At 45.9% G+C, this 25,065-nt stretch carries 21 protein-coding genes; 13 read left to right on the top strand and 8 right to left on the bottom strand.

Annotated features, from left to right (window positions below):
• Positions 1-133: 133 nt before the first annotated feature.
• The 5 genes from ACFO4O_RS03485 to ACFO4O_RS03465 all read left to right on the top strand — a co-directional run bounded on the left by ACFO4O_RS03485 (position 134) and on the right by ACFO4O_RS03465 (position 6,841).
• Positions 134-1,777 (top strand): electron transfer flavoprotein-ubiquinone oxidoreductase, encoded by a 1,644-nt coding sequence (locus ACFO4O_RS03485; RefSeq protein WP_382405972.1) that lies wholly within the window; start codon positions 134-136, stop codon positions 1,775-1,777.
• 7 nt (positions 1,778-1,784) lie between these two features.
• Positions 1,785-2,645, top strand: a complete 861-nt coding sequence (locus ACFO4O_RS03480; protein ID WP_382405971.1) for an alpha/beta fold hydrolase — start codon at positions 1,785-1,787, stop codon at positions 2,643-2,645.
• A gap of 173 nt (positions 2,646-2,818) precedes the next feature.
• Positions 2,819-3,037: a DUF2788 domain-containing protein gene (locus tag ACFO4O_RS03475; protein WP_382405970.1), complete on the top strand. Its 219-nt coding sequence runs from the start codon at positions 2,819-2,821 to the stop codon at positions 3,035-3,037.
• 28 nt (positions 3,038-3,065) lie between these two features.
• Positions 3,066-3,590, top strand: a complete 525-nt coding sequence (gene fldA, locus ACFO4O_RS03470; protein WP_382405969.1) for a flavodoxin FldA — start codon at positions 3,066-3,068, stop codon at positions 3,588-3,590.
• 356 nt (positions 3,591-3,946) lie between these two features.
• Positions 3,947-6,841 (top strand): M14 family metallopeptidase, encoded by a 2,895-nt coding sequence (locus ACFO4O_RS03465; protein WP_382405968.1) that lies wholly within the window; start codon positions 3,947-3,949, stop codon positions 6,839-6,841.
• Positions 6,842-6,902: 61 nt separating this feature from the next.
• Here the strand turns inward: ACFO4O_RS03465 and ACFO4O_RS03460 are convergent, their stop codons facing one another.
• Positions 6,903-8,918, bottom strand: a complete 2,016-nt coding sequence (locus ACFO4O_RS03460) for a methyl-accepting chemotaxis protein (protein ID WP_382405967.1) — start codon at positions 8,916-8,918, stop codon at positions 6,903-6,905.
• 138 nt (positions 8,919-9,056) lie between these two features.
• Between ACFO4O_RS03460 and fur the strand changes: the two genes are divergently transcribed.
• On the top strand, positions 9,057-9,485 hold the full coding sequence (fur, locus tag ACFO4O_RS03455) for a ferric iron uptake transcriptional regulator (RefSeq protein ID WP_382405966.1): 429 nt from the start codon (positions 9,057-9,059) through the stop codon (positions 9,483-9,485).
• Between the two features lie 135 nt (positions 9,486-9,620).
• Here the strand turns inward: fur and ACFO4O_RS03450 are convergent, their stop codons facing one another.
• From ACFO4O_RS03450 to ACFO4O_RS03435, 4 genes are read right to left on the bottom strand one after another with little or no spacing between them, the layout of a single operon-like run.
• Positions 9,621-10,478: an aminotransferase class IV gene (locus ACFO4O_RS03450; RefSeq protein ID WP_382405965.1), complete on the bottom strand. Its 858-nt coding sequence runs from the start codon at positions 10,476-10,478 to the stop codon at positions 9,621-9,623.
• A gap of 45 nt (positions 10,479-10,523) precedes the next feature.
• Positions 10,524-11,534: a 5-oxoprolinase subunit C family protein gene (locus tag ACFO4O_RS03445; RefSeq protein ID WP_382405964.1), complete on the bottom strand. Its 1,011-nt coding sequence runs from the start codon at positions 11,532-11,534 to the stop codon at positions 10,524-10,526.
• Positions 11,527-12,537, bottom strand: a complete 1,011-nt coding sequence (locus tag ACFO4O_RS03440) for a 5-oxoprolinase subunit B family protein (protein ID WP_382405963.1) — start codon at positions 12,535-12,537, stop codon at positions 11,527-11,529. The genes ACFO4O_RS03445 and ACFO4O_RS03440 overlap by 8 nt, the downstream gene beginning before the upstream one ends.
• Positions 12,537-13,268 (bottom strand): 5-oxoprolinase subunit PxpA, encoded by a 732-nt coding sequence (locus tag ACFO4O_RS03435; protein ID WP_382405962.1) that lies wholly within the window; start codon positions 13,266-13,268, stop codon positions 12,537-12,539. The genes ACFO4O_RS03440 and ACFO4O_RS03435 overlap by 1 nt, the downstream gene beginning before the upstream one ends.
• Positions 13,269-13,358: 90 nt before the next feature.
• Between ACFO4O_RS03435 and ACFO4O_RS03430 the strand changes: the two genes are divergently transcribed.
• The 4 genes from ACFO4O_RS03430 to ACFO4O_RS03415 all read left to right on the top strand — a co-directional run bounded on the left by ACFO4O_RS03430 (position 13,359) and on the right by ACFO4O_RS03415 (position 16,886).
• Positions 13,359-14,231: a CvfB family protein gene (locus tag ACFO4O_RS03430; protein WP_382405961.1), complete on the top strand. Its 873-nt coding sequence runs from the start codon at positions 13,359-13,361 to the stop codon at positions 14,229-14,231.
• Positions 14,232-14,255: 24 nt separating this feature from the next.
• Positions 14,256-14,660, top strand: coding sequence for an OsmC family protein (locus ACFO4O_RS03425; RefSeq protein ID WP_382408216.1), 405 nt, complete (start codon positions 14,256-14,258; stop codon positions 14,658-14,660).
• 63 nt (positions 14,661-14,723) lie between these two features.
• The gene (locus ACFO4O_RS03420) at positions 14,724-15,806 is read left to right on the top strand and encodes a hypothetical protein (protein ID WP_382405960.1); all 1,083 of its coding nucleotides are present in this window, start codon (positions 14,724-14,726) and stop codon (positions 15,804-15,806) included.
• Between the two features lie 51 nt (positions 15,807-15,857).
• Complete coding sequence (locus ACFO4O_RS03415; RefSeq protein ID WP_382405959.1) at positions 15,858-16,886, top strand: sugar phosphate isomerase/epimerase family protein; 1,029 nt, start codon at positions 15,858-15,860, stop codon at positions 16,884-16,886.
• Between the two features lie 15 nt (positions 16,887-16,901).
• On the opposite strand, the gene ACFO4O_RS03410 is transcribed toward ACFO4O_RS03415, so the two are convergent.
• Together ACFO4O_RS03410 and ACFO4O_RS03405 are read right to left on the bottom strand one after the other, a co-directional pair.
• Complete coding sequence (locus ACFO4O_RS03410) at positions 16,902-18,458, bottom strand: DNA recombination protein RmuC (protein ID WP_382405958.1); 1,557 nt, start codon at positions 18,456-18,458, stop codon at positions 16,902-16,904.
• A 12-nt stretch (positions 18,459-18,470) separates the two neighbouring features.
• A complete protein-coding gene (locus ACFO4O_RS03405; protein ID WP_382405957.1) occupies positions 18,471-20,000 on the bottom strand; it encodes a fumarate hydratase in 1,530 nt (509 codons plus the stop codon).
• 114 nt (positions 20,001-20,114) lie between these two features.
• On the opposite strand from ACFO4O_RS03405, the gene pabB reads away from it, so the two are divergent.
• The 3 genes from pabB (at position 20,115) to ACFO4O_RS03390 (ending at position 23,707) form a co-directional block, all read left to right on the top strand.
• Entirely contained in the window at positions 20,115-21,605 is a 1,491-nt protein-coding gene (gene pabB / locus ACFO4O_RS03400; RefSeq protein WP_382405956.1) for an aminodeoxychorismate synthase component I, read from the top strand.
• Complete coding sequence (locus tag ACFO4O_RS03395; protein ID WP_382405955.1) at positions 21,605-22,195, top strand: CoA pyrophosphatase; 591 nt, start codon at positions 21,605-21,607, stop codon at positions 22,193-22,195. Before pabB ends, ACFO4O_RS03395 begins: the two co-directional genes overlap by 1 nt.
• A 138-nt stretch (positions 22,196-22,333) precedes the next feature.
• A complete protein-coding gene (locus ACFO4O_RS03390; RefSeq protein ID WP_382405954.1) occupies positions 22,334-23,707 on the top strand; it encodes an L-serine ammonia-lyase in 1,374 nt (457 codons plus the stop codon).
• Positions 23,708-23,884: 177 nt separating this feature from the next.
• Here ACFO4O_RS03390 and cysB read toward each other — a convergent pair whose 3' ends face one another.
• The gene (gene cysB, locus ACFO4O_RS03385; RefSeq protein ID WP_382405953.1) at positions 23,885-24,859 is read right to left on the bottom strand and encodes an HTH-type transcriptional regulator CysB; all 975 of its coding nucleotides are present in this window, start codon (positions 24,857-24,859) and stop codon (positions 23,885-23,887) included.
• Positions 24,860-25,065 lie beyond the last annotated feature (206 nt).

Below are 25,065 nucleotides of genomic sequence, written 5' to 3'. Positions count from 1 at the left end.
GTTGACGTTAACGTCAAGCTGCATTACCTTTCACCCACTACATGCGCCTGCTAGACGTTGCGCCACGAAATAAAGGTGCCCTTCACGCAGACTCACACAACGATTTAACGCGAGCGAATATTTGGAGATGGCAATGGAACGAGAAGTAATGGAGTTTGATGTCGTAATTGTAGGCGCAGGTCCTTCCGGCTTATCTACAGCGATAAAACTCAAGCAATTAGCCAATGAAAAAGGCAAAGAGCTTAACGTTTGCGTGCTTGAAAAGGGGTCTGAGCTCGGCGCACACATTCTATCGGGTGCAGTATTTGAGCCTCGTGCACTTGAAGAACTTTTCCCAAATTATAAAGAACTCGGTGCACCAATGGGCACAGAGGTAACATCAGACGACATTTATTTGCTCAACAGCGACACTAAAGCGACCAAGCTTCCGAATTTTATCACGCCAAAAACAATGCATAACGACGGTAACTACATACTGAGTATGGCCAATATGTGTCGCTGGTTAGGTGAACAAGCCGAAAATTTAGGCGTTGAAGTGTATCCAGGTTTTACCGGCAGTGAAATTCATTACGATGAAAACGGCAATGTCGCAGGCATTATCACCGGCAGTTTAGGGCTATCTGCAGACGGTGGTGAAAAAGATGGTTACGTACCTGGCATGTTACTCAAAGGCAAGTACACCGTATTTGCTGAGGGTTGTAGAGGCCATTTAGGCAAAGAACTCATCGCAAAATTTGATTTAGACAAAGACAGTTCGCCTCAACACTACGCCATAGGCTTTAAAGAAATTTGGGACATCCCCGCCGAGCAACATCAACAGGGACTGGTAGTGCATACCGCGGGTTGGCCGCTTGAAAAAGCGACGGGTGGAAGCTACTTGTATCACGCTGAAAACAACCAAGTATTCGTGGGGCTGATTGTTGACCTTAATTACGATAACCCTCACCTATCACCCTTTGATGAATTTCAGCGTTTAAAGCATCATCCGGTAATTGCCAATACCCTAAAAGGCGGCACGCGTGTAAGTTATGGCGCTCGAGCGATTGCTAAGGGTGGATTTCAGTCTTTACCGAAAATGACCTTCCCCGGCGGTCTGATGGTCGGCTGTAATGCGGGCACGCTTAACTTTGCAAAAATCAAAGGTAATCATACCGCGATGAAGTCGGGCATATTAGCGGCCGAAGCCCTATTCGGACTCAGTCAAAGCGATGAAATAAAAGACCCTGTTGAGTACACAGAGCGCTTCAAGGCCTCTTGGCTTTACGACGAACTGTATCGCTCACGAAATTTTGGTTCTGCGATCCATAAGTTTGGAAATTTTTTTGGCGGCGCATACAATACGCTCGACCAAAACTTTTTTGCAGGAAAGCTACCTTTTACTATTACCGACTCCACACCCGACTATGCAACATTGAAAGCCGCCAGCGACATGCCCGCAATTGATTATGCTAAACCCGATGGCGTGTTGAGCTTTGATAAGCTGTCGTCGGTGTATTTGTCAAATACCAATCATGAAGAAGACCAGCCGTGTCATCTTAAGTTGAAAGACCCAAGCATTCCGATTCAGGTAAATTTGCCAAAGTATCATGAGCCAGCGCAACGTTACTGCCCTGCCGGTGTATATGAGGTCGTCGACACTGACCAAGGTGACAAAAGATTTCAAATAAACGCGCAAAACTGCGTGCACTGCAAAACCTGTGATATCAAAGACCCGTCTCAAAACATTGTATGGGTTGTGCCAGAAGGTGGTGGCGGGCCAAATTATCCAAATATGTAGGCCGTAAATGACCAATATGCATACTATAAGCGTCCCGAGCGATGGTACCTCGGCGCAAGGTCTGTTTTATCAAGTACATGGGCCGACGCTGCAAAGCGCTAATGATACGGTAGGTAGCTCTTTGCCTGCCCTTGTACTCATCCATGGTTTGTTCGGTAATTCGGATAATTTATCGGTGATTCGCCGGGCTTTTGAACATGAACGTATCGTTATTAGCATTGATTTACCTAACCATGGAAAGTCACTTAGAACTGAGCTATTCAGTTTTGATGACTGCGCGAGTCATATCACTCAGCTTCTACGAGAGCTTGCGGCTCCTTTGCAAATTGCAAGCTATGTATTAGTGGGCCACTCTTTAGGCGGGAAGGTTTCCATGCTGGTGGCAAAGCATGCCGCTGAACTCATATCAAAACTAGTGATTATGGACATTGCGCCTATTGAGTATTCTGCACGCCACCATAATGTATTTAATGGACTAAATAATGTCGACCTCTCACTGATAAGTTCACGCAGCGAGGCAAAAACGCAGTTAGCCGAATACGTTCAGGACCCAGGCACGCAGGCGTTTTTGTTAAAGAGTTTATTTCAAGATGCAAATGGACAGTGGCAATGGCGATTTAATTTACCGCTAATTGTACGAGACTACGCACTGCTGAGTGCGTGGCCTTTGACGGGACTATGTTACGCCGGCCCTACCCTTTTTATTAAAGGCGCTGAGTCAGACTATATCTTGCCAAAGCATCAAGCTACTATTGTTGAACAGTTCCCAAATGCCAGTGCTAAAATTGTGCAGGCTGGGCATTGGCTTCATGCGCAAAAACCACAAGTCGTTAACGCCTTAATTACAAAGTTTTTACGTGGTGAGTAAAGTGAACACTTTCAGCCCTATTTATGCCTGTTTCGTTCAATTTTCAAAATAATTTGTGCTAATATCCGTGCAGTTAATTCGCCTTAGAAATCGCAACGAAAGCTAGTTTGCTTTTGGCTGCGGCATCGGTCGCGAATTTTTAATATATAACCGGTTGCGAAGCAGGTATTTACATGACGCCAGAGATGTTTCAAACGCTAGAGTCTGCTGCACTTAATATGGCACTAGTGGTGTTGTTTGCCCTCATGTTTTTTGCGGTGCACGATGTATTGAAAAAAAATGACGTGCCAAAGGCCGGCCGTTTTGTTGTATACGGCGTGTTAGGGCTGGGCGCTCTGGGATTTGTCATGAAAGGCATAATTGAAATTTTTTGGATGGCGCAAGGTATCTGATACTAAACTGATTGGGAGAGATGTATAAATGGCAAGTGTAGGTCTTTTTTTCGGTAGCGACACAGGCAACACCGAACACATTGCAAAGATGATCCAAAAAGAATTGGGCAAGCATTTAATAGATGTAAAAGATATTGCGAAGAGCAGCAAAGAAGAAATTGCCGAATTCGATTTATTATTGTTTGGCATCCCAACTTGGTACTATGGCGAAGCTCAGTGCGACTGGGACGACTTTTTCCCTGAATTGGAAGAAATAGATTTTCAAGATAAGTTGGTCGCTATTTTTGGCTGTGGAGACCAAGAGGACTATGCAGAATACTTTTTAGACGCCATGGGCATGATTCGAGACATCGTGGAGCCTAAAGGTGCCATTTTAATTGGTCGCTGGCCAACTGAAGGCTATGAATTTGAAGCCTCTAAAGGCATGGCCGACGATGATCACTTTGTAGGCCTAGGCATCGACGAAGACCGTCAGCCAGAGCTTACCGAAGAGCGCGTTAAAGCGTGGTGCGCCCAAATCAAAGAAGAAATGTGCCTCGCTGAACTTGAATAAATCCTAGTAATGCAAAGGCGCGCAAATATACACTCAAAAACCGCGCCTTTTTATGAGTTTCACAGCAGTCTGCGTCATGGCAAGTCTGATACACACAAGCCTGATTACGGTAGTTTTCCCAAACATCATCTGTCCAAAAAAATATAAAGCCTCACTTGACTCTTCGGCTTCTCTTTTGTTTTAGCCTACAAGTCTTTTAGCCCTCAAAGAAGGGAGCTAGCATTTCCAAGTCGTTGAACACTTTTAGACTTTAGTGCTAATCTTTGTTTTGACAGTTGCACTCGCCATAAGCGAACACTGCTATTGTATGCAGCAGCTCGCTTACAACAATAAATAAAAAGCGAAGGAACCTACCCATGCAGAAGAAACTTTTAAAGCTCGCGCATGCAACACGATGCGCGGCGGTGTGTGCGTCACTGTGTTTAGCACAAGTAAGCACAATGGCACACGCCAGCTTGGTTATGAAGCCCACCTATCATCCCGATTTAGACTATAGCGCTCCTATTTTAGAGGGTAATTATACTAAAGATGTTACTCACCCTGACGACTTACTTGGGTTTGAGATAGGTCAGCGCGTTGCAGACCCAGCACAAATTACGCAGGCCATTAATACCTGGAAGGGACAAAGTGATCGCGTTAAGGTCCTTGAATACGCGACTAGCCATGAAGGCAGACCGCTTTTTGCAGTCTTTATATCAAGTCCAGAAAACCTCGCAAAACTTGATGACATTAAACAAGATTTAGACGCCTTGTCATACCCACGCAAAACTAACGATGCACAAGCAAAGGCCATTATTGAGCGCCTGCCCGCTGTCGCTTGGATGGCATATTCAATTCATGGCAATGAAACCTCTGGGGCTGATGCTGCCCTAGCGGCCATATATCACCTAGCCGCGAGCACCGATTCGGCAACAAGTGAACTGCTTGACGATATGGTAGTGGTCATCGATCCGGTCATGAATCCCGACGGGCGTGCAAGGTTTGCCAAGTCTTTAGAGCAGTATCGCGGCGCAGCGCCAAACGTCGACGACCAGTCTCTGCTACATCGTGGTGATTGGCCTTATGGACGCACCAATCATTATTTATTTGATTTAAACCGCGACTTTTTCTACCTCACACAGCCTGAAACCAAGGGCCGCGTTGCACTTATCAATAAATGGCGACCACAGCTAATGATTGATGGTCACGAAATGGGCCCGCAAGACACTTATTTGATGGGGCCGCCTCGTCAGCCGCTAAATTTTAATATTGCACCGAGTGTGCAAAAGTGGGCCGTGACTTTCTCTGAAGACCAAGGCGCGGCGTTTGATGAGAAAGGATGGCGCTACTACACCGGTGAATGGTTTGAAAACTGGTATCCGGGGTACTCAAATTATGCAGAATACAGAGGCAGCATGCACATTCTGTATGAGCAGTCTCGTATGGCTGAAGATGGTGTTAAACGCCCAGAAGGCACAATACAAACCTACAAAGAGTCGGTGCATCATCAATATGTGAGCACGCTTGCTAATCTGCAATCGCTGGATAAATATTCCGATCAGATGTATCAGGATTATTGGCAAGACCGCAAGCTGGTGGTATCCAGTAAGAGTCCTTACGCCGATAAATCGTACATAGTGTTAGCTAACGATAATCACAGCCGAACGCATTTACTTGCCGAGAAACTCCTTGCGCAAGATATTGAGATTAAACGGGTAGATAAAGCCTTTAGCGTCGACAACGCCACGAATCATTTGGGCCTTGAAAAAGACGACATTGAGGTGCCTGCAGGCAGCTTGGTGATCAATGCCCGCCAACCAGAAGCAAGATTGCTTGCAGCAATCATGGAGTTTGATTCAGCCTTAAAGCCTGAGGTATTGCAAGCCGAGCGGAAGCGAGTGCTGAAGAAAGGCGAATCCATTATGTACGATACATCGGCTTGGAACCTCACCATGATGTATGGCTTAGAAGCCTTGACCGTGCAAGACGAGCTGACTAAACACCTTACGGCTTACACACCACCTGAAAAAATCAGTAACCAAATTGATGCAAACGCCATCGCTTGGTTTGTTGACGGTGCTGACGATGCATCTGTTGCTTTTGCAGCACGATTGATGGAGCAAGGAGTCAATGTTCGTGTTATCGACAAAGCCGCGCAGTTTAATGATGTAGTGCTCAACAGAGGCTCGGTAGCAGTTACCATTACCGACAATCTGAAAAATGCTCAGTTAACCCAAGTCATCAAACAAACCGCCGACGACCTAAATGTAGAGGTATTAAGTACATCAAGCGGATATGGTAAGGGTGAATTGCCCGACTGGGGTGGTGAGCATTTTGTATTGTTGCGACAGCCTCAAATAGCGATTGCGTCACAAGCAGGTACCCGCAGCAACGATGTAGGCACCGTATGGTGGAGCATAGATACTAATTTAGGCATTCGCCATAGCCACCTCGATTCTAATGCCCTAGCTATGACTGACCTGCGTAGATACAACACCATCATATTGCCGCAGCGCTGGCGCATGAGTGACGCAAACCTAGCGGCCTTGGCACAGTGGGTTAAGCAAGGCGGAACGCTAATTACGCATGACAACGCAAGCGCCATCGTAAGTAAAATGAAAGACTTCGGTGCGGTAAAAGTAGTTGACGATATATTTGATGATCCAAAACCGTTTGATATTGCGCTTCAACGGCGACTGCTTGCGCAAAGTGAATATGAAGTGAGTCCTGGCTTAAACTCATCTGTACTTAATGCCTCTGTGACTTATCCATGGGACGATAAAGCCGAAGCACTAAAAGCTGATGTGCTTAAACAGCGCAACGAATGGCAAAAACTGTTTATGCCTGCAGGCGCAATGGCTGTGGGGCATGTTGACCAAGAGCATTGGTTAAGTTTTGGCGTGAACGAGCAGTTGCCCGTGCTGTACATGGACCAAGCCGTTTTAGTCGCTCCCCAAGAGGCAGAATCGGTTGTGTCTATGGGTGTATATACTGAAAATAAAGACACTGAGTATGAATCTGCACTGGGCTGGTATTCTTTGCCAAACGGCAAAGACTTACACGTGCGCATGAGTGGTTTGATTTGGCCGGAAGCCGCACAGCGCATTGCCAACTCTAGCTACTTAACTCGTGAGTCTATTGGCAAAGGTCAATTGATTATGTTTTCAGGCCAGCCTAACTTTAGAGGAGCGGCACGTGGGACGAATCGCCTGCTGTTAAATGCAATTGTGTATGGCGCGGGCTTCGGGACTCGCCCCAATATTGTGTTGTAAACTTTATCTTATATTGTGAAACGACGTTTCAGCCTTGTTGCTCTATTTTGCAGCAAGGCTGTTATTCCATTCTAAATTGTTTGACCGCTGCGCTTAATCCTTCCATATGTAGTTCAATTTCGTGGGTGGCTTCGTTTGAAGCGCGCGTGCTCTGTTCACTCTCACGGCTTAGCTCAACAATCGTATTTAGACGACTCACTACATCGTCAAGCAGTCCATCTTGTTTGTGCGTATCTTGCACAATTTGCTGATTAAAATCTGCTAAACCCTGAATCAATTGCTTGATTGTTTGCACTTGTGACGTTACTTGGTCGGTTATCTCAACGCCTTTTTGAACCTGCTCAGAACCCTTATTCATAGCCTCTACAGCGCGCTGTGAGTCTTGCTGTAAGGTCCCTATCATCATTTCTATCTCTTCGGTAGAGTCGTGGGTGCGCGTTGCTAGTGTTCTTACTTCATCGGCGACAACCGCGAAACCTCTGCCCTGCTCACCTGCGCGCGCAGCTTCAATTGCAGCATTAAGCGCGAGTAAATTAGTTTGTTCGGCGATGGTTTTAATGACGTCCAAGATACTGCCAATTTTGTTACTGTTCTCACCTAAACGATTCACAATTTCAACAGAGTGAGCAGCCTGCTGAGCTTGCTCATTAACCTGACGCCTTGAGGCTTCAACTAACGAAACCACTGTTTCGCTTTGTTCAATGGCTGACTCAATCTGACTATCTGCAGCCTGAATTTGCTGCAAATTTGACTGACTAGTATCTTTAACTTGACGGGTATTATCACTGGTTGTGTCAATTTGCCCTTGCTGCTGGGCTACTTGCGCAAGCGAGCGGTCGCCCATTTCAACACTTTTTAGCATGGCAGTGTTTAATGCTTGTTCTTTCTCGCGAATACTGCCGATTAAGTCACGCAGACCTGCAATCAGTTGATTAACACTTTTTGCGAGTTCCGAAAACTCATCCTGACCATCTTGTCGCAAGCTTTGGGTAAGGTCGCCGCCGCTCAATATTCTGAGCTTTTCGTTTACATAAGCTAAGGGTTTAGCAATGCTGCGTGTTGCAATAAAGGCTAAGACAATGGTGGCCACGATGCCAATAAACGATACCGCGAAGCTTTTAATAACGTTAGCTTGCACTGCCGAAAGAATGTCTTCTTGTCCATCAAGCGCGGCCGTGTTGGCCTGTTCCGACAGCTGGGTTAAATCGTCAATCGCCTTTTTAATGCTCTGGTTTGAAAGTGTTCGCTTGTCTGAGGCTGCCGCAAGTAAGGCAAGCTGCTGACGCTTTAAAGCGAACGCTCCGTCTTCAGCCTCGAGCGCTGAGCGCATACTGGCATACTCTTCATCAAAGATGTCAAAGATACCTTGGTCATCAATAGACTCGCCAATTCGTTTGGCATAATCTGCATCAACACCCACATTGCTAGTATTGTACTCAATATTACCAATCGTTTGCTCAACGGCCTCTGGGTCAAGTAAAGACACCAGCTCTTTGATGTTGGTGAGCATTAATCCTAACTTATTATCAATATTAGTCGTCATGCCGATTAAGGTATCTAAGTCGGGAGAGTCGCTTTCAAGATACGACAAATCAAGCATTAGCGCGCTTGCTTCGTCAGCATGATTTAGGGCGCTCTGTGCCTTTGCGGTCAGCGCTTCGCTGGTATTAATGGTGGTAAACTTAGCGTCGAACATGGCGTTGCTTGCATTAAGGTAGGCATTAGAATTTGCAATGATGCGCTCTAGCATTTCTTGATTGTCGCTAGCAACAAGCACCGACAATTGTGTAAGCGCCTCAGAATAATGCGTATACCCCACATCAAATTGTGCTTTTAGGTCATCAAGGCCTGCTTTGTCGTCTTCAAAATACGCATTGGTAGTAATTGTGCCCAAACGCAAGATGCTCACGTTTAAATCAGTGACTACTCTCTGGATAGGCATTTTTTCACGCGCAACTTCTTCTGCGCTATCTTTAATGTCTGCTAAGCCAATATATGAAAGCACGCTGGTAATAACCAAGAGAAGCGCAAGGCTTGTAAAGCCAATTACCATCTTCCGCACAACTGTTAACTGCATAAAACGCCTTAATTTTTGCCGCAAATGAATGCGGTTATAATGCTAAAAATATATTTGTTATCTTATTGTTCGGCAAAAGCTGTTAAATCTTGAATTCTTACTTATAATGACAACAATATTTTTAGTGCTAGGATGCTCATGGACCAAAATAAAGAATTAAAAAAAGCGGGCCTGAAAGTCACGCTTCCTCGATTGAAAATCCTTGAGATTTTGCAAGAACCCAGCAACCAACACATCAGCGCGGAAGACGTATATAAGCTGTTAATTGATATGGGTGAAGAAATTGGTTTAGCCACGGTGTACCGTGTTCTTAACCAGTTTGACGATGCTGGCATTCTAAACCGTCATCATTTTGAAGGCGGAAAGTCAGTATTTGAAATTAGTCACAAAGCGCATCACGACCATCTTGTATGCTTAAAGTGCGGTAAAGTGATTGAATTTGAAGATAATATTATTGAAAAACGACAAGAAGAAGTGGCCATGGCTAACAACATGACACTCACCCATCATAGCCTTTACCTGTATGGCGAGTGCAAAGACGGGACCTGTCTTGAAGACGACGATTAAGAGCTGACTGCCACGCCTCGGTACCGCTAGCGCTTGATTGTTGCCTCAACGATAACAAGCGCGCCCTTCCTCCTAGTCGTATGCTCTATGCTCGTTCGTTTATCATTTATGCTTTTCAGGGTGCAGTCCACACTGTTAACAACTAAACTTGTATTCATTGTAGGCTCGCTGCGCCGCTAACCACATTGGCCCCGGACGACCATCACCAATCATTCTTCCATCAATTTCTACAATAGCGCCAATCTCCTTGCTTGAAGAGCTAAGCCAAGCCTCGTCACACTCATCCAAGATGCTTAACTCAATGGTTTGTTCCCTCACGTCAAAGCCACCTGCATGAGCAAGGCTGTCGAGTAAAATACGGCGCGTGATTCCCGGCAAAAGCTGATTATCGAGCGGCGGCGTATAAATAACATCATCTTTAACCACGAACACATTGCACGCTGCTGCTTCTGTGATTTCTCTGCGCTTATTATACAAGATTACTTCATCTTTTCCGGCATCTTGCCCCTGCTGAAAATGCATAACGTTTCCGAGCAGTGATGTTGACTTAATATGACACCTCTGCCACCGCAAATCCTCTGCAGTGCGCACTTTAAAGCCTTTTGCAGTATCTCTGTTTAAGTCTTGTGAAGGCGGTATATTAAACGCATAGGCAAATACGGTAGGCTGCACGCCTTTAGGATAGGCATGAAAACGTTTAGTGTCAGCGCCGCGGCTTATATGAATATAAACGCCCATGCTTGGTGCATCATATTGGCTTAGCAAACGCTGAATATGGTCTAACCACTGCTGCTCATCAGCAACATATTCGATGCCAATTTCACGAAGACCTGCGTTCATTCTAGCTAGGTGCAGCTTTAAGCCAACTGGCTTACCGCCATAACAAGGGATAACTTCATAAATACCGTCTCCGAACAAAAAACCTCGGTCCATTGGGGAGATTTTTGCTTCGGTTTCATCTACAAAAGCGTGATTGAGCAATACCTTTGCCATAGGGCGTGATCCTACCTAGCTACCTGAACAGTGACCCTAATTGAATCACGAACGCAGGCACTGGTCTATATACTCACTCAACTTTTTAATTTGTTGTCGCCACATTGAAATGCGTGCGGCTTGGTTTAGTGCATTAACAAGAGAAAATTGAACGGTTTGCGGCGCTTTTGCTTGTGCAAGTCTGGACCTCGAAAAAGCATCAACCGCCCCTAATACCGGATAACCACCAATAGTTTGTCGGTCGTTAAGCATCACAATAAGTTGTCCGTCACCAGAACACTGTATTGCGCCATTACATAAGCCTTGAGAGTAAAGTTGGGAAACGCCGCTTGTAATTTTATCGCCGCGTAAGCGCATCCCCATGCGGTCGCTAAGTGGCGTTAGCTCAAACCTTTGCGATAAAAACTGCGAACGTGCGCCTATTGTAAAGTCATTCCATTGGTAGCCAGGCACGCAGCCTAAACGTAATATTTGGTCATCCGTAGTTTGGCGTTTTTGCGCCTTAATAAATCTAGCGTGCACACTTTGCATATTGATACTTGCGCAGGTAGTTCTTGATGAAAGCTCGAGTGCAGCACTAGATAAAAACCTGAGTGTGTCACCTGCCTTTAAACCCTCGCCATTTTCATTAATGCCACCAGAGCGCTCTCGTTTTACATTGGCAGCAGAGCCGAACAGCATCTTTGCCTCAAAGCCACCCCGCAGTGCTATATAGACGCGCAAGCCTGCACCATCTTTACCGATGTTTGAAATAAGTAAACGTTGACCTTTATTAACCGCAATTGGCCGATACATTTCATGCATTTGTCCGTCGAGGGAGATAAGGCAATTAGCCCCAGCAATTGCAATAATGGCGTTTGCAGTAAACACCGCTTCAAAATCGCCAAGCGTTATTTCAATGTTTACCAGTGAGTTTGCATTGCCAACTAAGGCATTGGCCAAATCATACGATTGCCAATCGATAGCACCTGAACTAGTGTAGCCGCGATGCATAGATAAACGGCGTCCTTCATCTACTAGCTGGGCGTAAAAGCCAATTTTTTGGATACTAAGCATCGGATGTTAACTTAGGGTCGATGTGATTAACGCTGCTTGTGTCCGACTCGCTCGCTGTGTATAGCGAGTATTTTGCTAGGTACTGCTCAAGGCTAATAGATACAAAACGCACCGTGTCACCACTGGCAAATTCAATATGGCTTTGAGCTTTTTTATTCGCTTGGTCATTTAAGAAAAATAAAGGCTCGGGCGTATAACCAAGAATATGCCATCCGCCGGGTGACTGCTGAGGGTAGATTGCGGTTTGATTATCTGCAATCGCCACCGCGCCAGCAGGCACGGCCTTTCGCGCAGATGCTAGACGAGGCATGTTAAGCGCACTAGAGGTAAGCCCCATATACGCAAAATTAGGCAAAAAACCGACACTGAACACACGATATTCGCGTTCGCTGTGCAAGCTTATTATCTCTTTACTTGTAAGCTTAGTGTATTGGCTTACTGCATCTAAATCATTGGGTCTTTGTGTATCTGGCAAGGCATGACTTAACTGCGGGTCGTAACACACTTCGATAACATGATGCGACGCATTTTTGCTAAGGCTTGGAGCTTGTTTGGAGGCATCTTTATCAAATAAGACTAGGGCTTTTGGGTCGATATTAGTTGCTGCACGCTTGAGTATCGAGCGCAGAGCAAAGCTATCAATATATTCGAGGTCATATTCAAGCAGCAAGCTAGTATAGGAGGGTACATATTGACGTAGCCATTTCGGTGGGGACTCTTTTGGTGATGGCTCTTTCGGTAAAGAAGAGGCCAGCAAGTGCTCTACCCACAGCATCACCAAGGCATTGCAAGTGAGTAAGGCTGCCTGAGTCTCTGTATTTGTTGTATGCACAGTTTGTTTTGTTTGGTTGTTGCTATTGCTATTGCTATTGCTATTGGTGTTGGTGTTGGTGTTAGGCTGCACCTGAATCAAACAGGCATTCTCGCTTACCCACTGCAAGGTGGCATAAGCGCCTAAGCTCTCGGTGGCAACATCAAGATGTTCAGCCCCTTCGGAAAGCATTATCGACTATCCAAGTAATCGCGTATTTGCGTGAGCATCGATAGTGCACTTGGCGTATCACCATGCACACACAGGGTATCTGCCCTTAGTGCAATGCGCTTACCATCATCCGCAATAACACACCCGTCATCAATTAAAGCTTTAGCTTGAGCGAGGGCATGGTCAGCATCTAGCACTGCGCCCTCATTGGTGCGCGCCATTAAATAGCCATTTGCCGTATATCGTCTATCGGCAAAGGCCTCAAACAGTAGTGTAACGCCTTGTTTTTTAGCCAGTTCAATATGAAAATCATTGTTAGCGAGGGCTTGAATCATAAGTGGCAACGGCGCATGATATTGTGATATGGCAGTGACTACATCTTCATAGACCTGTGGATAGAGCATCATATCGTTATACAAAGCGCCATGTGGCTTTACGTAATCGAGTGCAAGGTGCTGACATTTGGCCATGCCCTCAACAATGGCAATTTGCGCGTGAATGAGCGGAATTAATTCGTCGGCAGGCATACGCATACTGCGCCGGCCAAAGCCTTGTAAGTCGGGGTAAGACGGGTGTGCCCCCAAACTCACGCCGTACTGCTTAACCAATCCAATAGTGTGCGCTAGCACTTTAGGGTCGCCGGCATGATACCCACAGGCGACATTAGCTTGGTCAATATATGGCATAACATCTGCGTCGGTGGTCGACTGCCAACGCCCAAAGCTTTCCCCTAAATCCGCATTAAGTTTCATCAAAGCCGATACATCCTATTGTGGTTATTGATATACTCAAACAACGCTCACGTTGCGCTGCTTATTTGCGCCAAAATAAAAAGTAAACATATGCTATCTATAGGAAAAATCAACCGCTTAATCGTAAAAGAAGCCTCTCCGGTAGGCTACGTACTGGCTGACCCAAACAAAACTCAGCAAATCGATAGCCCTTGGACCGAAAATCAAAAAGATGTGCTGCTGCCCGTCAGTGATGTTGAATTGAATGAAGGCCAGTTGGTAGACGTATTTTTATATTATGGTCAAGATAAAAGCGTGCATGCCAGCATGCACACCGCACTCATCAGTATGGGAGAATTTAAAGCACTCAATGTGGTGGGACTTACCGATGCAGGCGCATTTCTCGACTGGGGGCTGCCCAGAGACCTATTCGCGCCCAAGCAGCACATACATAGCGAGGTAGCTATGGGCGTTCCAGCGGTGGTCACGCTAATCCATGAGCCAAAGCAAAATAGACTGTATGCCAGTGCCAAAATAGAGCAGTTTTTGCTCGACGCCCCTAGCAAATGGGATATGACACAGTCGGTTGAGCTTCTTATTTATGCGCAAAGCCCTTTGGGGTACAAAGTAATTATTGATAATAAATACGCTGGACTGTTGTATAAAAGCGATTTATTCAAAACAGTGCACATAGGCGAAACACATCGTGGCTATATTAGCCGCATTCGCGAAGACGGAAAAATTGATGTTAGCCTACAGCGCCATGATAAAGCCCAAAGGCAAAGTCTTGCTGAACAAATACTGAGCGATTTAGACGCTCATGGGGGGCTGTCTACTCTCACTGACAAAAGCAGTGCCGATGAAATTCAGCTCAGATTTAACGTAAGCAAAGGCGCGTATAAAAAGGCCATAGGCCAGCTCTACAAAGACAAGAAAATCGTTATCAGCCCCACTCATATAAAACGCAATGAGGAGACTAAATAAATGGCAGATACAAAAAGCCAAGCAATGAAGGCAACGGTAAGTTGGGAACCCTCTGAGCACGACCTTGGGTTTGTCGGCAAAATGGACAGCGGTGAAACACTGCATTTAGACGGCAACGGAAAAGACCTCTCACCAATGCAGGCGGTATTGCTGAGCGTGGGTGCTTGCTCGTCGGTAGACGTTGTTGAAATCATGCGAAAAGCTCGCCAAGGCCTTGAAAGCTGTGAGTGTGAACTCAGCGCACAAAGAGCCGATGAGCCACCGCGCGTGTTTACCCATATCCATGCGCATTATGTGGTAACAGGCACTAATGTAAACGAGAAACACCTAGCACGAGCGGTAGCTTTGTCGACAGAAAAGTATTGCTCGGTTATGCTAATGCTCAATCAAAACGTGGATATTCGTACAAGCTACGAAATAAAGCCATAACAGCTTTCCGGCCTCGATTGTGCGCTTTACATGCGCTGTTTTTAGCTAAGGATGCATCACACCATGAATTGGCGAAATTTGCTTAACCTTGCACTGCTTGTAGGGGCTAGTTTTTATCTTGGTTATTTTATTGGCAATGCACAAACCGATGAATCTAAGCGCACACCACTCGCTACAAAAGCGCAAGTCTCTTCAAGCTCTACTCCCCCAATCGCGCCAACAAATCCGTGGTTAACCTTAAAAGTCGACCCTAGCGATAAGGCCAAAGCAAACTCGCCAATACTCAGCACTAACAGCGAGCAAGAAAATACAGAACTTAACGATGAAGACACTCCGGCGGTATCGTCAGCGTTTGATTGGGATAGCCCCGGCGACATTATTGCTATGTTTAATCAGCTCATAGATATGTCAAAGCCCGGTACCGAACAAGATGTGGATAATTTCGGTATTGCCATAGACCAGTTGCGCCTAGCACTTGCGCAGTCGCCTACGCAGTTAGCGATTTTGGTAGAACACATGCAGGGACTTAGCGTTGAGTCTAGAGAATTTAATTACATCACCGCCATACTTCAAGGACTGCCTGACAACAAAGGCCATGAAGCGATGCAGCGCGTTGCCCTGGAGCTTAGTCTTAGAGGCGATACAGGTTCACGTCAGCAGTTTTTACATTTAGTATCCAACACCTTTAATGCCGCTGACAATAGCGAAATACTTAGCGCTTTGGTAGACATTGCTTTGTACTCAGATGCTTCTGTAGAAACACAATTAGACGCGTTAGACCTTTTGATGCCCTTTCAGATAAACACCGTTGAGAGAGAACAAATTTTAGGCCGCTTAGAGCAGATGCTGGATGATGAGAATAGCGAAAACAAGAACGAACTGGCAAACCATGTGCTTAGATTCAGCAATAGCGAGCAGCGCGAAAGCATGGCATCTAAATACATTGGCAGCCGTAATGACGTGGAGTTGCGCTACAGCATTTTAGACGGCATACATTCTGGTACCGTGCCGCGCACAGCAAGGCTCAAAGAAGAGTTGTTAATCATTGCTACCGACCGGTCAGACCCGCTGAATGACCAAGCAAAACATGCTTTAATGTATGGATTTGATATTACTAATCAGGAATACCAGCAAATTAAAGACTGAATTTACTCATAAGATACATTTTTTAAAACGCTAAATATAAGGATGACAAGCATGAGTGCGCCAAAAGGTTTTACACGTAGACAGTTCAACAGTGCCTTGCTATACGGCTCTGCCGCATTAGCCCTTAGTGGCTGTAGTGACAATACTAGCGCAGGATTGGACACCACAGCAGACACCGCAAGCGCTACCTACCCGCCTTTGAAACTATCGCTAGCGCAATGGGCTCTGCAAACGGCTCAATTTGGTTCAACGTTTAACGATAATTATGAGCAGTGGCAAATGTGGCTGAAGACCGACCCTGCTAAAGTGCTACAGGGGGAGCTGTCTCCTATGCTATTTCCTGAATACGTGCAACAAACCTTCGCCATAGACGCGGTAGATTTTGTTAACACCTTTTACTTTGATCAGGTGTCTAACGATGCATATTGGGCTGAACTCAGACAACGCTGTAGCGATAACAATATTGTCGCGAACAATATTATGCTAGACCAAGAGGGTTACCTAGGACACAACAACGCGGCAGAGCGCTTACAAGCGGTTGAAAATCACAAAAAATGGATTGATATCGCCGCCAAACTCAATTGTGCGTCGGTGCGGGTAAACGCTCACGGCATCGGTGACTGGAATAGTCAGCTAGAAAGCGCCTTAGAAAGCTGCACGGCCTTAGCCGACTATGCCAAGGCGAACAATATTGTGTTATTGGTTGAAAACCACGGTGGACTCTCGAGTAATGCAGACTGGTTAGTGGCATTAATGGAACAGGCAAATCACCCCGCGCTACAGGTATTTTTAGACTACGACAATTTTAAATGGTCTGAAACAGAAATTTGGCAAACTGAGCAGGTCTACGACCGATACGAAGGGGTTGAAAAGCTCATGCCATACACACATTCGGTGAGTGTAAAAACCTATGAGTTCGACGAAGCTGGAAACGAGACGACCATTGACGTACCGCGCATGTTAGAGATTGCAAAACGCAATAACTTTGCAGGCTATCATAGCGTCGAGTTTGAGGGGCATAAGGGCGATCCAGTAACTGGTATCAAGCAAACACGAGATCTATTGCTACGCGCCTACTAGGCGCGTTAACCATAATTATTCGCTTTGCTTTTGAGGATTTTCTGGCGCATCATCCTGCTCATCGTCATCTTGACTATATTTGCTGTCTAGCTGCTTTGTTGTGGATACCCCTAACGCTTTAAAGTCCTCTGCCTGCTTTATCAAATTTCCGCGGCCTGTTGATAGCTTGTTCATTGCGCCGTCGTAACTATTGCGTAATGTATCCATATTCTTTCCAATCTTCTCCATATCAGTAACAAAATTGGCAAATTTGTCGTACATTTTAGATGCCTTATCAGCAATGACTTTGGCATTTTGATTTTGGTATTCGTACTGCCAAATATTATTGATGGTGCGCAGCGCCACCAACAAATTAGTGGGACTTACCAGCATGATTTGATTGTCGAGGGCCAGTTTTATCAAGTCGGGCTCTTCTTCTACTGCGTTGATGAAAGCTGACTCTATAGGGATAAACATCAGTACATAGTCAAGTGAGGTAACACCAGGTAAATTTTGATAGTCTTTTAACGACAATCCTTTGATATGGCCTTTTAGAGAGCTAACGTGCTCGCGCAGTGCGCGCTGACGGTCTTCTTTGTTCGCCGCATTTACCACCTTTTCATGAGCGGTTAACGACACTTTCGAATCAATCACTATGTCTTTATTGTTTGGCAAATGTACCACTACGTCAGGCTGATAGCGCTTGCCGTCGTCGTTTGTTACGCTCATTTGCACTTCGTACTCATGGCCTTTTCGCAAACCAGACTCTGACAAAATCCGCTCTAGCACCAGTTCGCCCCAGTTTCCTTGCTGTTTATTATCGCCTTTGAGCGCGTTGGTTAAAGCAGCGGCTTCTTCGGTAATTTGCTTGTTAAGCTCTTTTAATCCCAAAATCTCTGTTTTTAAAGACGCTCTTTCCTGCCCCTCTCGGGTATATTGCTCAGTGATTTGGCGCTTAAAATCGTCAATTTGCTGTTTCAAAGGAGAGAGAATTTGGTTAATGCCAGACTCACTGGTTTTGGTGAATTTCTCTGACTTCTGTTCAAAGATTTTATTGGCTAAGTTTTCAAATTGTGTGTTGAGCTTTGCTTCTGCGTTTTCGAGCAAACTGAGCTTTTCATCAAAGCCTTTTCGCTCCTGCGCTACGCTGGACTGTAGGCCCTCAAATCGTGCAAGCAGATCAGAATGTTGTGTTTGCAGCGCCTGTAGCTCGTCTTTGAGTGCCGCATACTGCGCTTTCGCTTCACTCAACTGCACCTGCTGCTGTCTCGACTCCCCTACTTGGCGCTCGCTCACATAGAGCTTCTCTTGATATTCTCTTAGCTGTTGCTGAAGCTTCTCTTGTTGGGCTTCATGTTGCGCAGACTGCTTCACCAACTGCTGCTCGCTTTGGGATAAGCTTTGTTGCAGCAGTTGCGCTTGATGCCTTAAAGCCTGCACCTCTTGCTGCTGACTCTGCTCAAGCGCAAATAACCTACCCTGTTGACGTTTGTTCAAAAGTAAGACCGCAATGACGGCAACAAAAAAACAAAGTGCCGCTGTACACGCAATTAGGTACAGCGGGCTTGATGAAATCACATTCCACAACGGCAAGTAAGACTCTCCTTATTTAGATAGCGCAGCGTCTAAATCTGCAATATTTGCCTTCCAAATAGCCGGCCCCGTTTCGTGTGCGTTTGCGCCGCTGCTGTCTACCGCCACAGTTACCGGCATATCTTCAACTTCAAATTCATATATCGCTTCCATACCTAAGTCTTCAAAGGCCACTACTTTGGCTTTTTTAATTGCCTTGGATACTAAATACGCCGCGCCGCCTACTGCCATCAAATACACAGATTTATGCTTAGCAATGCTTTTCACGGTTTCTGGTCCTCGCTCTGCCTTACCAATGGTGCCCAGAATACCGGTCTTCTCTAACATCATGTCGGTGAATTTATCCATGCGGGTAGCCGTTGTCGGACCGGCAGGCCCAACCGCTTCATTGCCGACGGCATCGACCGGACCTACGTAATAAATAAACTTGCCGTCTAAATCAACACCCTCTGGAAGCCCTTCTCCATTATCAAACATTGTTTGCAAACGCTTGTGCGCGGCATCGCGGCCGGTCAGCATTTTGCCGCTTAGCAACAGTGTTTCGCCTACTTTCCAGTCGGCTACGTCGGCTTTGCTTACCTTATCTAAATTGACACGTCGTGTGTTTTCACCTACTTCCCATGTAATCTCAGGCCAGTCCTCAAGTTTTGGTTGCGCCAGCTCAGCAGGACCGCTGCCGTCTAAATAAAAATGCGCATGACGTGTTGCTGCGCAGTTGGGGATCATGGCAATCGGTAAGGAAGCGGCATGGGTAGGCACTGATTTAATTTTAATATCCACAACCGTGGTTAAACCGCCCAGACCTTGTGCGCCTATACCCAGCGCATTCACTTTATTGAAAATATCGATTCTTAGTTTTTCTTCGGTTGTCTGTGCACCGCGCTCTACAAGCTCAGGCATATCAACCGGGTCCATCAAACTCTCTTTCGCTAGCACGGCCGCTTTTTCAGCGGTACCGCCAATGCCTATACCTAACATACCCGGTGGACACCAACCCGCCCCCATAGTAGGCAGCGTTTTCACTACCCAGTCGGCAATGCTGTCGTTTGGATTGAGCATCACCATTTTTGATTTATTTTCTGAGCCGCCACCTTTGGCAGCGATCATGACCTCAATTTTATTACCCGCCACCATGTCAATATGCACAACCGCTGGCGTATTATCCTTCGTATTTTTACGTGCACCTGCTGGGTCACTTACAATTGAAGCGCGAAGCGGATTGTCTGGGTTCATATAGGCTCGACGAGTACCCTCATCTACCATTTCTTGCACCGTCATATCCGATTTATCCCACGCAACCTGCATGCCTATTTTTACGAAGCAGGTAACAATACCTGTATCTTGACAGATTGGACGCTTGCCCTCGGCCGACATTCTTGAGTTGATCAATATTTGCGCCATCGCATCTTTTGCCGCTTGGCTCTTTTCTTTATGGTACGCAGCCTCAACAGCCTTGATATAGTCAAGTGGATGGTAATAAGAAATAAACTGTAGGGCATCTTCAATACTGTCAATAAAGTCTTGTTGACGAATGGTGGTCATATCGTTCCTCGCATAAAAAAAGGTGTTGCCGGTGTATTTTGGCACGTATACTAACGTTAAAATGCAAATTCACCAATTATTCCCGCCCATACTTTGGTGGGGTATTAAGTCTATATGTCGTTATTAGCTATTGAAATTAAAGCGCTCGAACAATTGAAAGGAGTCAATGCGCGATCGGTTTTTGCGCGCGTACAAGCTCAACCTTTCGCCATGTTACTCGATACTTGTAATAATCGCTTGAGCGATGGTCGCTACGATATAATTGTCCATCGACCAGCAGCAACTTATCGATATCACAATAAAAAGTCGCACCTTAGCGTCAATAGCGAAGGATTCGCAGACCTGTCGTCGCTGGTGATGACCAATTCGCCTTTCCAAGATTTGAGCCGCATTCATCAGGCCTTCGCGGCCAAAGTTAATTTTGCAGCCTATCAAGACCACCCCCTTCCGTTTTTGATTGGTTGCATGGGTCTGTTTGGCTACGACATAAATATTCAAACCGACGCTATTGATGACATCAAACCGCAGCAGTATCAATTAGACGATATTGCGGTTGGCGTGTATGAGCAGTCATTGATTTTTGATAACTATACCGGTGAGGTTTTTCACGTTTATGTTGAAGGTGCTGATGAAGCTTGGCTAGATGAGTTGCTCGGCTCCGTTCACGGGCCAGAAAGTCATGAGCCAGAAAGTCATAAGCCAGAAATTCATAAGTCAGAAAATCATAAGTCCGAAATCGCATTTAAACTGCTCGCGCCCTGGCAAGCCAATATGAATGAGCGTGAATATCACGACAGCATGACGGCTATCAGTGAATATCTCAAAGCCGGCGACTGCTACCAGATTAATTTTGCACAGCGTTTTAGCGCGCCATATGAAGGCAGTGAATGGCAAGCATACGAGCAACTCACTGCTGTTAACAAAGCGCCTTTTTCAAGCTTTATTCGTTTACAAAACAGCACCGTCATCTGCGTATCTCCCGAACGGTTTATTTCTGTGAAAAATCGTCAGGTTAGCACCAAACCTATCAAGGGTACCCGCAAGCGTTCAGACGACCCGATGACCGACAAAGCGCTGGCCGATGCCCTACTTAATTCGGAAAAAGACCGCGCCGAAAACCTCATGATTGTAGATTTACTTCGCAACGATTTGAGCAAGCACTGCAAACCGCATTCAGTAAAGGTGCCGCATCTATTCGCTCTAGAGAGTTATCCTGCGGTGCATCACATGGTCAGCACCGTTACCGGTGAACTAAAAGACGATGCTAGTCCGTTTGATCTGCTTGCGGGCGCCTTTCCAGGCGGCTCAATTACCGGTGCGCCAAAGGTGCGAGCAATGCAAATTATTGCCGAACTCGAACCTGACAAGCGCAGCATATATTGCGGTAGCATCGGCTATGTAGGGGTACGCAGCGATATGGACACCAATATTTGTATACGCACCTTGCTAGCAGAGAATGGGGTCATGCACTGTTGGGCAGGGGGTGGCATCGTGCTCGACTCTGAAGCAAATGACGAATATCATGAATCATTTCATAAAGTTGCAAAAATTTTACCGGTGTTAGAAGCGTCACTCACAAACCCGAAAAATAAAAAGGCGAGCTAGTGAAAGAGCTCGACTTTTTAGCCGCATTTAATCAGCCTTGGCATGTAGAGCGAGATGCTGGCGAGCCCTTTCCAGGTTCACAGCGTCCGGCAGCGGTGTTAATTTGCTTGAATCCAACCCCCCAAGGCCTTTGTGTTATCTTTACCCAGCGCGCTGGTCACCTAAAACATCACGCAGGCCAAATAAGCTTTCCTGGCGGAAAGGCTGAAGATAACGACATGGGGCTTGTACATACCGCATACAGAGAAGCGCAAGAAGAGATTGGTTTGGCACCTGAGCAGCTCAAGCTAATTGGCCGTCTGCCTCCCTATCGGACCATCAGCGGCTTTGCTGTAACCCCCATTGTGGCCAAACACCGCAGTGGCGTTAAGGTGCCCAACGATTTGATTATTGACGCAAATGAGGTGGGTGAAGCTTTTCAGGTTCCATTATCTTTCTTAATGGATAAAAACAATTATTTTATTCACCAAATAAATCGCGGAGAACTGCAGTTCCCCGTTTATTATATTACCTATCAACAGCACGTTATATGGGGTGCAACCGCAGGCATGATGGCCTTGCTACGCGATCATATTCTCTATCACAGTTAAGATTACCTGTAATTTACGCTTTTTTGCCCACAAAATTTGCAACAAATAATTAACATTACTAATATCTAGCATTAGGAAAACTAACTTGTTAAGCGTCTCATTTGTGTAACACTAACGAGTCTAGTTTAGGAGTGTTGTATGATCAGTGTGTTCGATATGTTTAAGGTAGGGATAGGCCCTTCAAGTTCTCATACTGTTGGTCCTATGCGTGCTGCTCGTCAGTTTGGACTGGACCTAGCTGCACAATCGCTGCTAGATTCCGTAGACACCATTCGCACAGAATTATACGGCTCACTTGGACAAACTGGCAAAGGACACGGCACCGGAAAAGCCGTTATTCTAGGCCTACTCGGTTATACGCCAGATACTGTTCCGGTTGAAGACATCGATAAAATGTTGGCAGACGTTGCTAGCACGCAGCGCCTGCAGTTGATGTTAAAAAAAGATATCGCATTTCCCAGTGAAGGCGCGATTGTGTTTCATCGTCGCAAAACGCTATCTCGGCATGCCAACGGCATGACCCTATTCGCCGAAAAAGATGGCCAGTGTGTATTTGAACGCACCTACTACTCTATTGGCGGTGGTTTTATCGTTGAAGAGTCTGAGTTTGATGCGCAAAAACAAGAGAAAATCGCAGAGCAGCAAATGGACGCGCCCTATCCCTTTTCTAAAGCGGCTGAACTGCTTGTTCACTGCAAGGAAAACAGTTTTCGGATTAGTTCGTTGATGTTTAAAAACGAAGCTATCCTGCGTGATGAGGCCACCACCCGCAAACAGCTAGTCAATATTTGGCGAGTCATGCAGGCGTGTATTGAACGCGGCATCAATACCGAGGGAGTATTGCCGGGTGGCTTAAAGGTGCACCGACGCGCACCCGCTCTCTATCATCGCTTGCAAAACGAGCGTAACGATGACCCCATGCAGGTAATGGACTGGGTGAATATGTATGCGCTCGCCGTTAATGAAGAAAATGCGGCAGGCGGCCGGGTAGTAACCGCCCCTACCAACGGCGCTGCCGGCATCATTCCAGCGGTAATGAGCTATTATAATCGCTTTATTCGTCCTATGGACGATGATACCGCATGTCGCTTTTTACTTACCGCCGGGGCAATTGCCATTTTATATAAAAAAAATGCGTCTATTTCAGGTGCTGAGGTCGGTTGCCAAGGCGAAGTTGGTGTAGCGTGTTCAATGGCTGCTGGCGCACTTACTGAAATTTTGGGTGGCTCTGTAGACTCAGTTGAAAATGCCGCTGAAATTGGCATGGAGCACAACCTTGGGCTTACATGCGACCCGGTGGGTGGTCTTGTACAAGTGCCCTGCATTGAAAGAAACGCCATGGGCGCTATCAAAGCGATTAACGCATCGCGCTTGGCGCTTCGCGGTACCGGCACACAAAAGGTATCGTTAGACAAAGTCATCAAAACAATGTGGGATACCGGCAATGATATGAAGAAGAAATACAAAGAAACCGCCCGAGGCGGCCTTGCTGTAAACATAATTGAATGCTGATGGCTTACGCGTGACTACCTGAGCTTGCAAGTAGTCACAAAGGCGCGTTGATGTTGGCTTTTTAGTTGTTACATCAACTAAGTTACATCAACTTGTTTACATCAATTTGCGCGTTGTTTAGACAAAGCAAGCTAGTTGATATGGCGTCATCTACATGAACTACAAAAATGCCGTATATTATTTCACCGGAAGCGTTAAGCCCTTAAACATGCGTTCGACCTCGTCGTTGTTTTTTTGCATCATGGCCCGCTCTACTACATCTTTAGTTAGGTGTGGGGCAAAACGTTCAATAAACTCATACATATAGTTACGCAAAAACGAGCCTTTTCTGAAGCCAATTTTTGTAGTGCTATAATCGAACAAATGACTAGCATCGATTTTGACTAAATCTGAGTCGAGCTTATCGTCGATTGCCATAGAAGCAATCACACCCACTCCTACCCCTAATCGCACGTAAGTCTTGATGACATCAGCATCGGTGGCGGTAAACACGATTTTTGGCTCAAGCCCAGCCTCAGTAAATGCTCTATCTAATTCAGAGCGGCCGGTAAAACCGAAGACATAGGTAACTAATGAGTATTTAGCGATATCTTCAATGGTGATGCTCGTTTTCTTGGCAAGAGGATGCGCTTTATTGACAATGACCGAGCGATTCCAGTGGTAACAAGGCAACATGACTAAATCGTTATACAAATGCAAAGACTCTGTGGCAATGGCAAAATCGGCCTCGCCCTTAGCTGCCAAGTCACTAATTTGAGAAGGCGTACCTTGATGCATATGCAAAGACACTTTCGGGTATTTAGACATAAAGCCTTGAATAACATCTGGCAGTGCATAGCGAGCCTGAGTATGGGTTGTGGCAATATTTAATTTACCTTGGTCAGGCAGCGTATGCTCACGGGCAACGGCTTTAATGCTCTCAACTTTTGCTAATATTTCTCTAGAAATATTGATCACTTCTTTACCGGCTTCGGTCACATGGGTTAAGTGCTTTCCACTGCGTCCAAAAATTTGTATGCCGAGCTCATCTTCTAACATTCTTACCTGTTTGCTGATACCAGGCTGTGAGGTGTACAAGTTTTCAGCGGTGGCTGACACGTTTAAGTTGTTGTTGAGCACTTCTACAATATAGCGCAATTGTTGTAGTTTCATTCAGGACCTTGGGCGTTAAGCGAGTGACGTGCAGCGAGTGTATACAGAGCCTTTTGCCTTTGATTAACCTCAAGGCTTCAGCAATCTGAATGTCAGCCGATACATCTTATGTAAAAATGCGTGGAAGAACCGCGCAATTCGAACTTATATGCATAAGAAACCGTATTTTAGGGCTTATTGCAAGTAACTTTTGGTATTAATTCATC

Source organism: Glaciecola siphonariae, from assembly GCF_042652645.1.
Lineage (GTDB): Bacteria > Pseudomonadota > Gammaproteobacteria > Enterobacterales > Alteromonadaceae > Glaciecola > Glaciecola siphonariae.
Note: the sequence above shows the minus strand (reverse complement) of the source record. Positions and strands in the feature narration are given on the sequence as shown.

Coding starts and splice junctions, on each gene's coding strand:
- fur (WP_382405966.1), top strand. CDS start 9,057: ATGGACCAAAATAAAGAATTAAAAAAAGCGGGCCTGAAAGTCACGCTT.
- fldA (WP_382405969.1), top strand. CDS start 3,066: ATGGCAAGTGTAGGTCTTTTTTTCGGTAGCGACACAGGCAACACCGAA.
- cysB (WP_382405953.1), bottom strand. CDS start 24,859: ATGAAACTACAACAATTGCGCTATATTGTAGAAGTGCTCAACAACAAC.
- ACFO4O_RS03425 (WP_382408216.1), top strand. CDS start 14,256: ATGAAGGCAACGGTAAGTTGGGAACCCTCTGAGCACGACCTTGGGTTT.
- ACFO4O_RS03445 (WP_382405964.1), bottom strand. CDS start 11,534: ATGCTTAGTATCCAAAAAATTGGCTTTTACGCCCAGCTAGTAGATGAA.
- ACFO4O_RS03430 (WP_382405961.1), top strand. CDS start 13,359: ATGCTATCTATAGGAAAAATCAACCGCTTAATCGTAAAAGAAGCCTCT.
- ACFO4O_RS03415 (WP_382405959.1), top strand. CDS start 15,858: ATGAGTGCGCCAAAAGGTTTTACACGTAGACAGTTCAACAGTGCCTTG.
- ACFO4O_RS03450 (WP_382405965.1), bottom strand. CDS start 10,478: ATGGCAAAGGTATTGCTCAATCACGCTTTTGTAGATGAAACCGAAGCA.
- ACFO4O_RS03420 (WP_382405960.1), top strand. CDS start 14,724: ATGAATTGGCGAAATTTGCTTAACCTTGCACTGCTTGTAGGGGCTAGT.
- ACFO4O_RS03440 (WP_382405963.1), bottom strand. CDS start 12,537: ATGCTTTCCGAAGGGGCTGAACATCTTGATGTTGCCACCGAGAGCTTA.
- ACFO4O_RS03435 (WP_382405962.1), bottom strand. CDS start 13,268: ATGAAACTTAATGCGGATTTAGGGGAAAGCTTTGGGCGTTGGCAGTCG.
- ACFO4O_RS03475 (WP_382405970.1), top strand. CDS start 2,819: ATGACGCCAGAGATGTTTCAAACGCTAGAGTCTGCTGCACTTAATATG.
- ACFO4O_RS03480 (WP_382405971.1), top strand. CDS start 1,785: ATGACCAATATGCATACTATAAGCGTCCCGAGCGATGGTACCTCGGCG.
- ACFO4O_RS03460 (WP_382405967.1), bottom strand. CDS start 8,918: ATGCAGTTAACAGTTGTGCGGAAGATGGTAATTGGCTTTACAAGCCTT.
- ACFO4O_RS03405 (WP_382405957.1), bottom strand. CDS start 20,000: ATGACCACCATTCGTCAACAAGACTTTATTGACAGTATTGAAGATGCC.
- ACFO4O_RS03485 (WP_382405972.1), top strand. CDS start 134: ATGGAACGAGAAGTAATGGAGTTTGATGTCGTAATTGTAGGCGCAGGT.
- ACFO4O_RS03465 (WP_382405968.1), top strand. CDS start 3,947: ATGCAGAAGAAACTTTTAAAGCTCGCGCATGCAACACGATGCGCGGCG.
- ACFO4O_RS03390 (WP_382405954.1), top strand. CDS start 22,334: ATGATCAGTGTGTTCGATATGTTTAAGGTAGGGATAGGCCCTTCAAGT.
- pabB (WP_382405956.1), top strand. CDS start 20,115: ATGTCGTTATTAGCTATTGAAATTAAAGCGCTCGAACAATTGAAAGGA.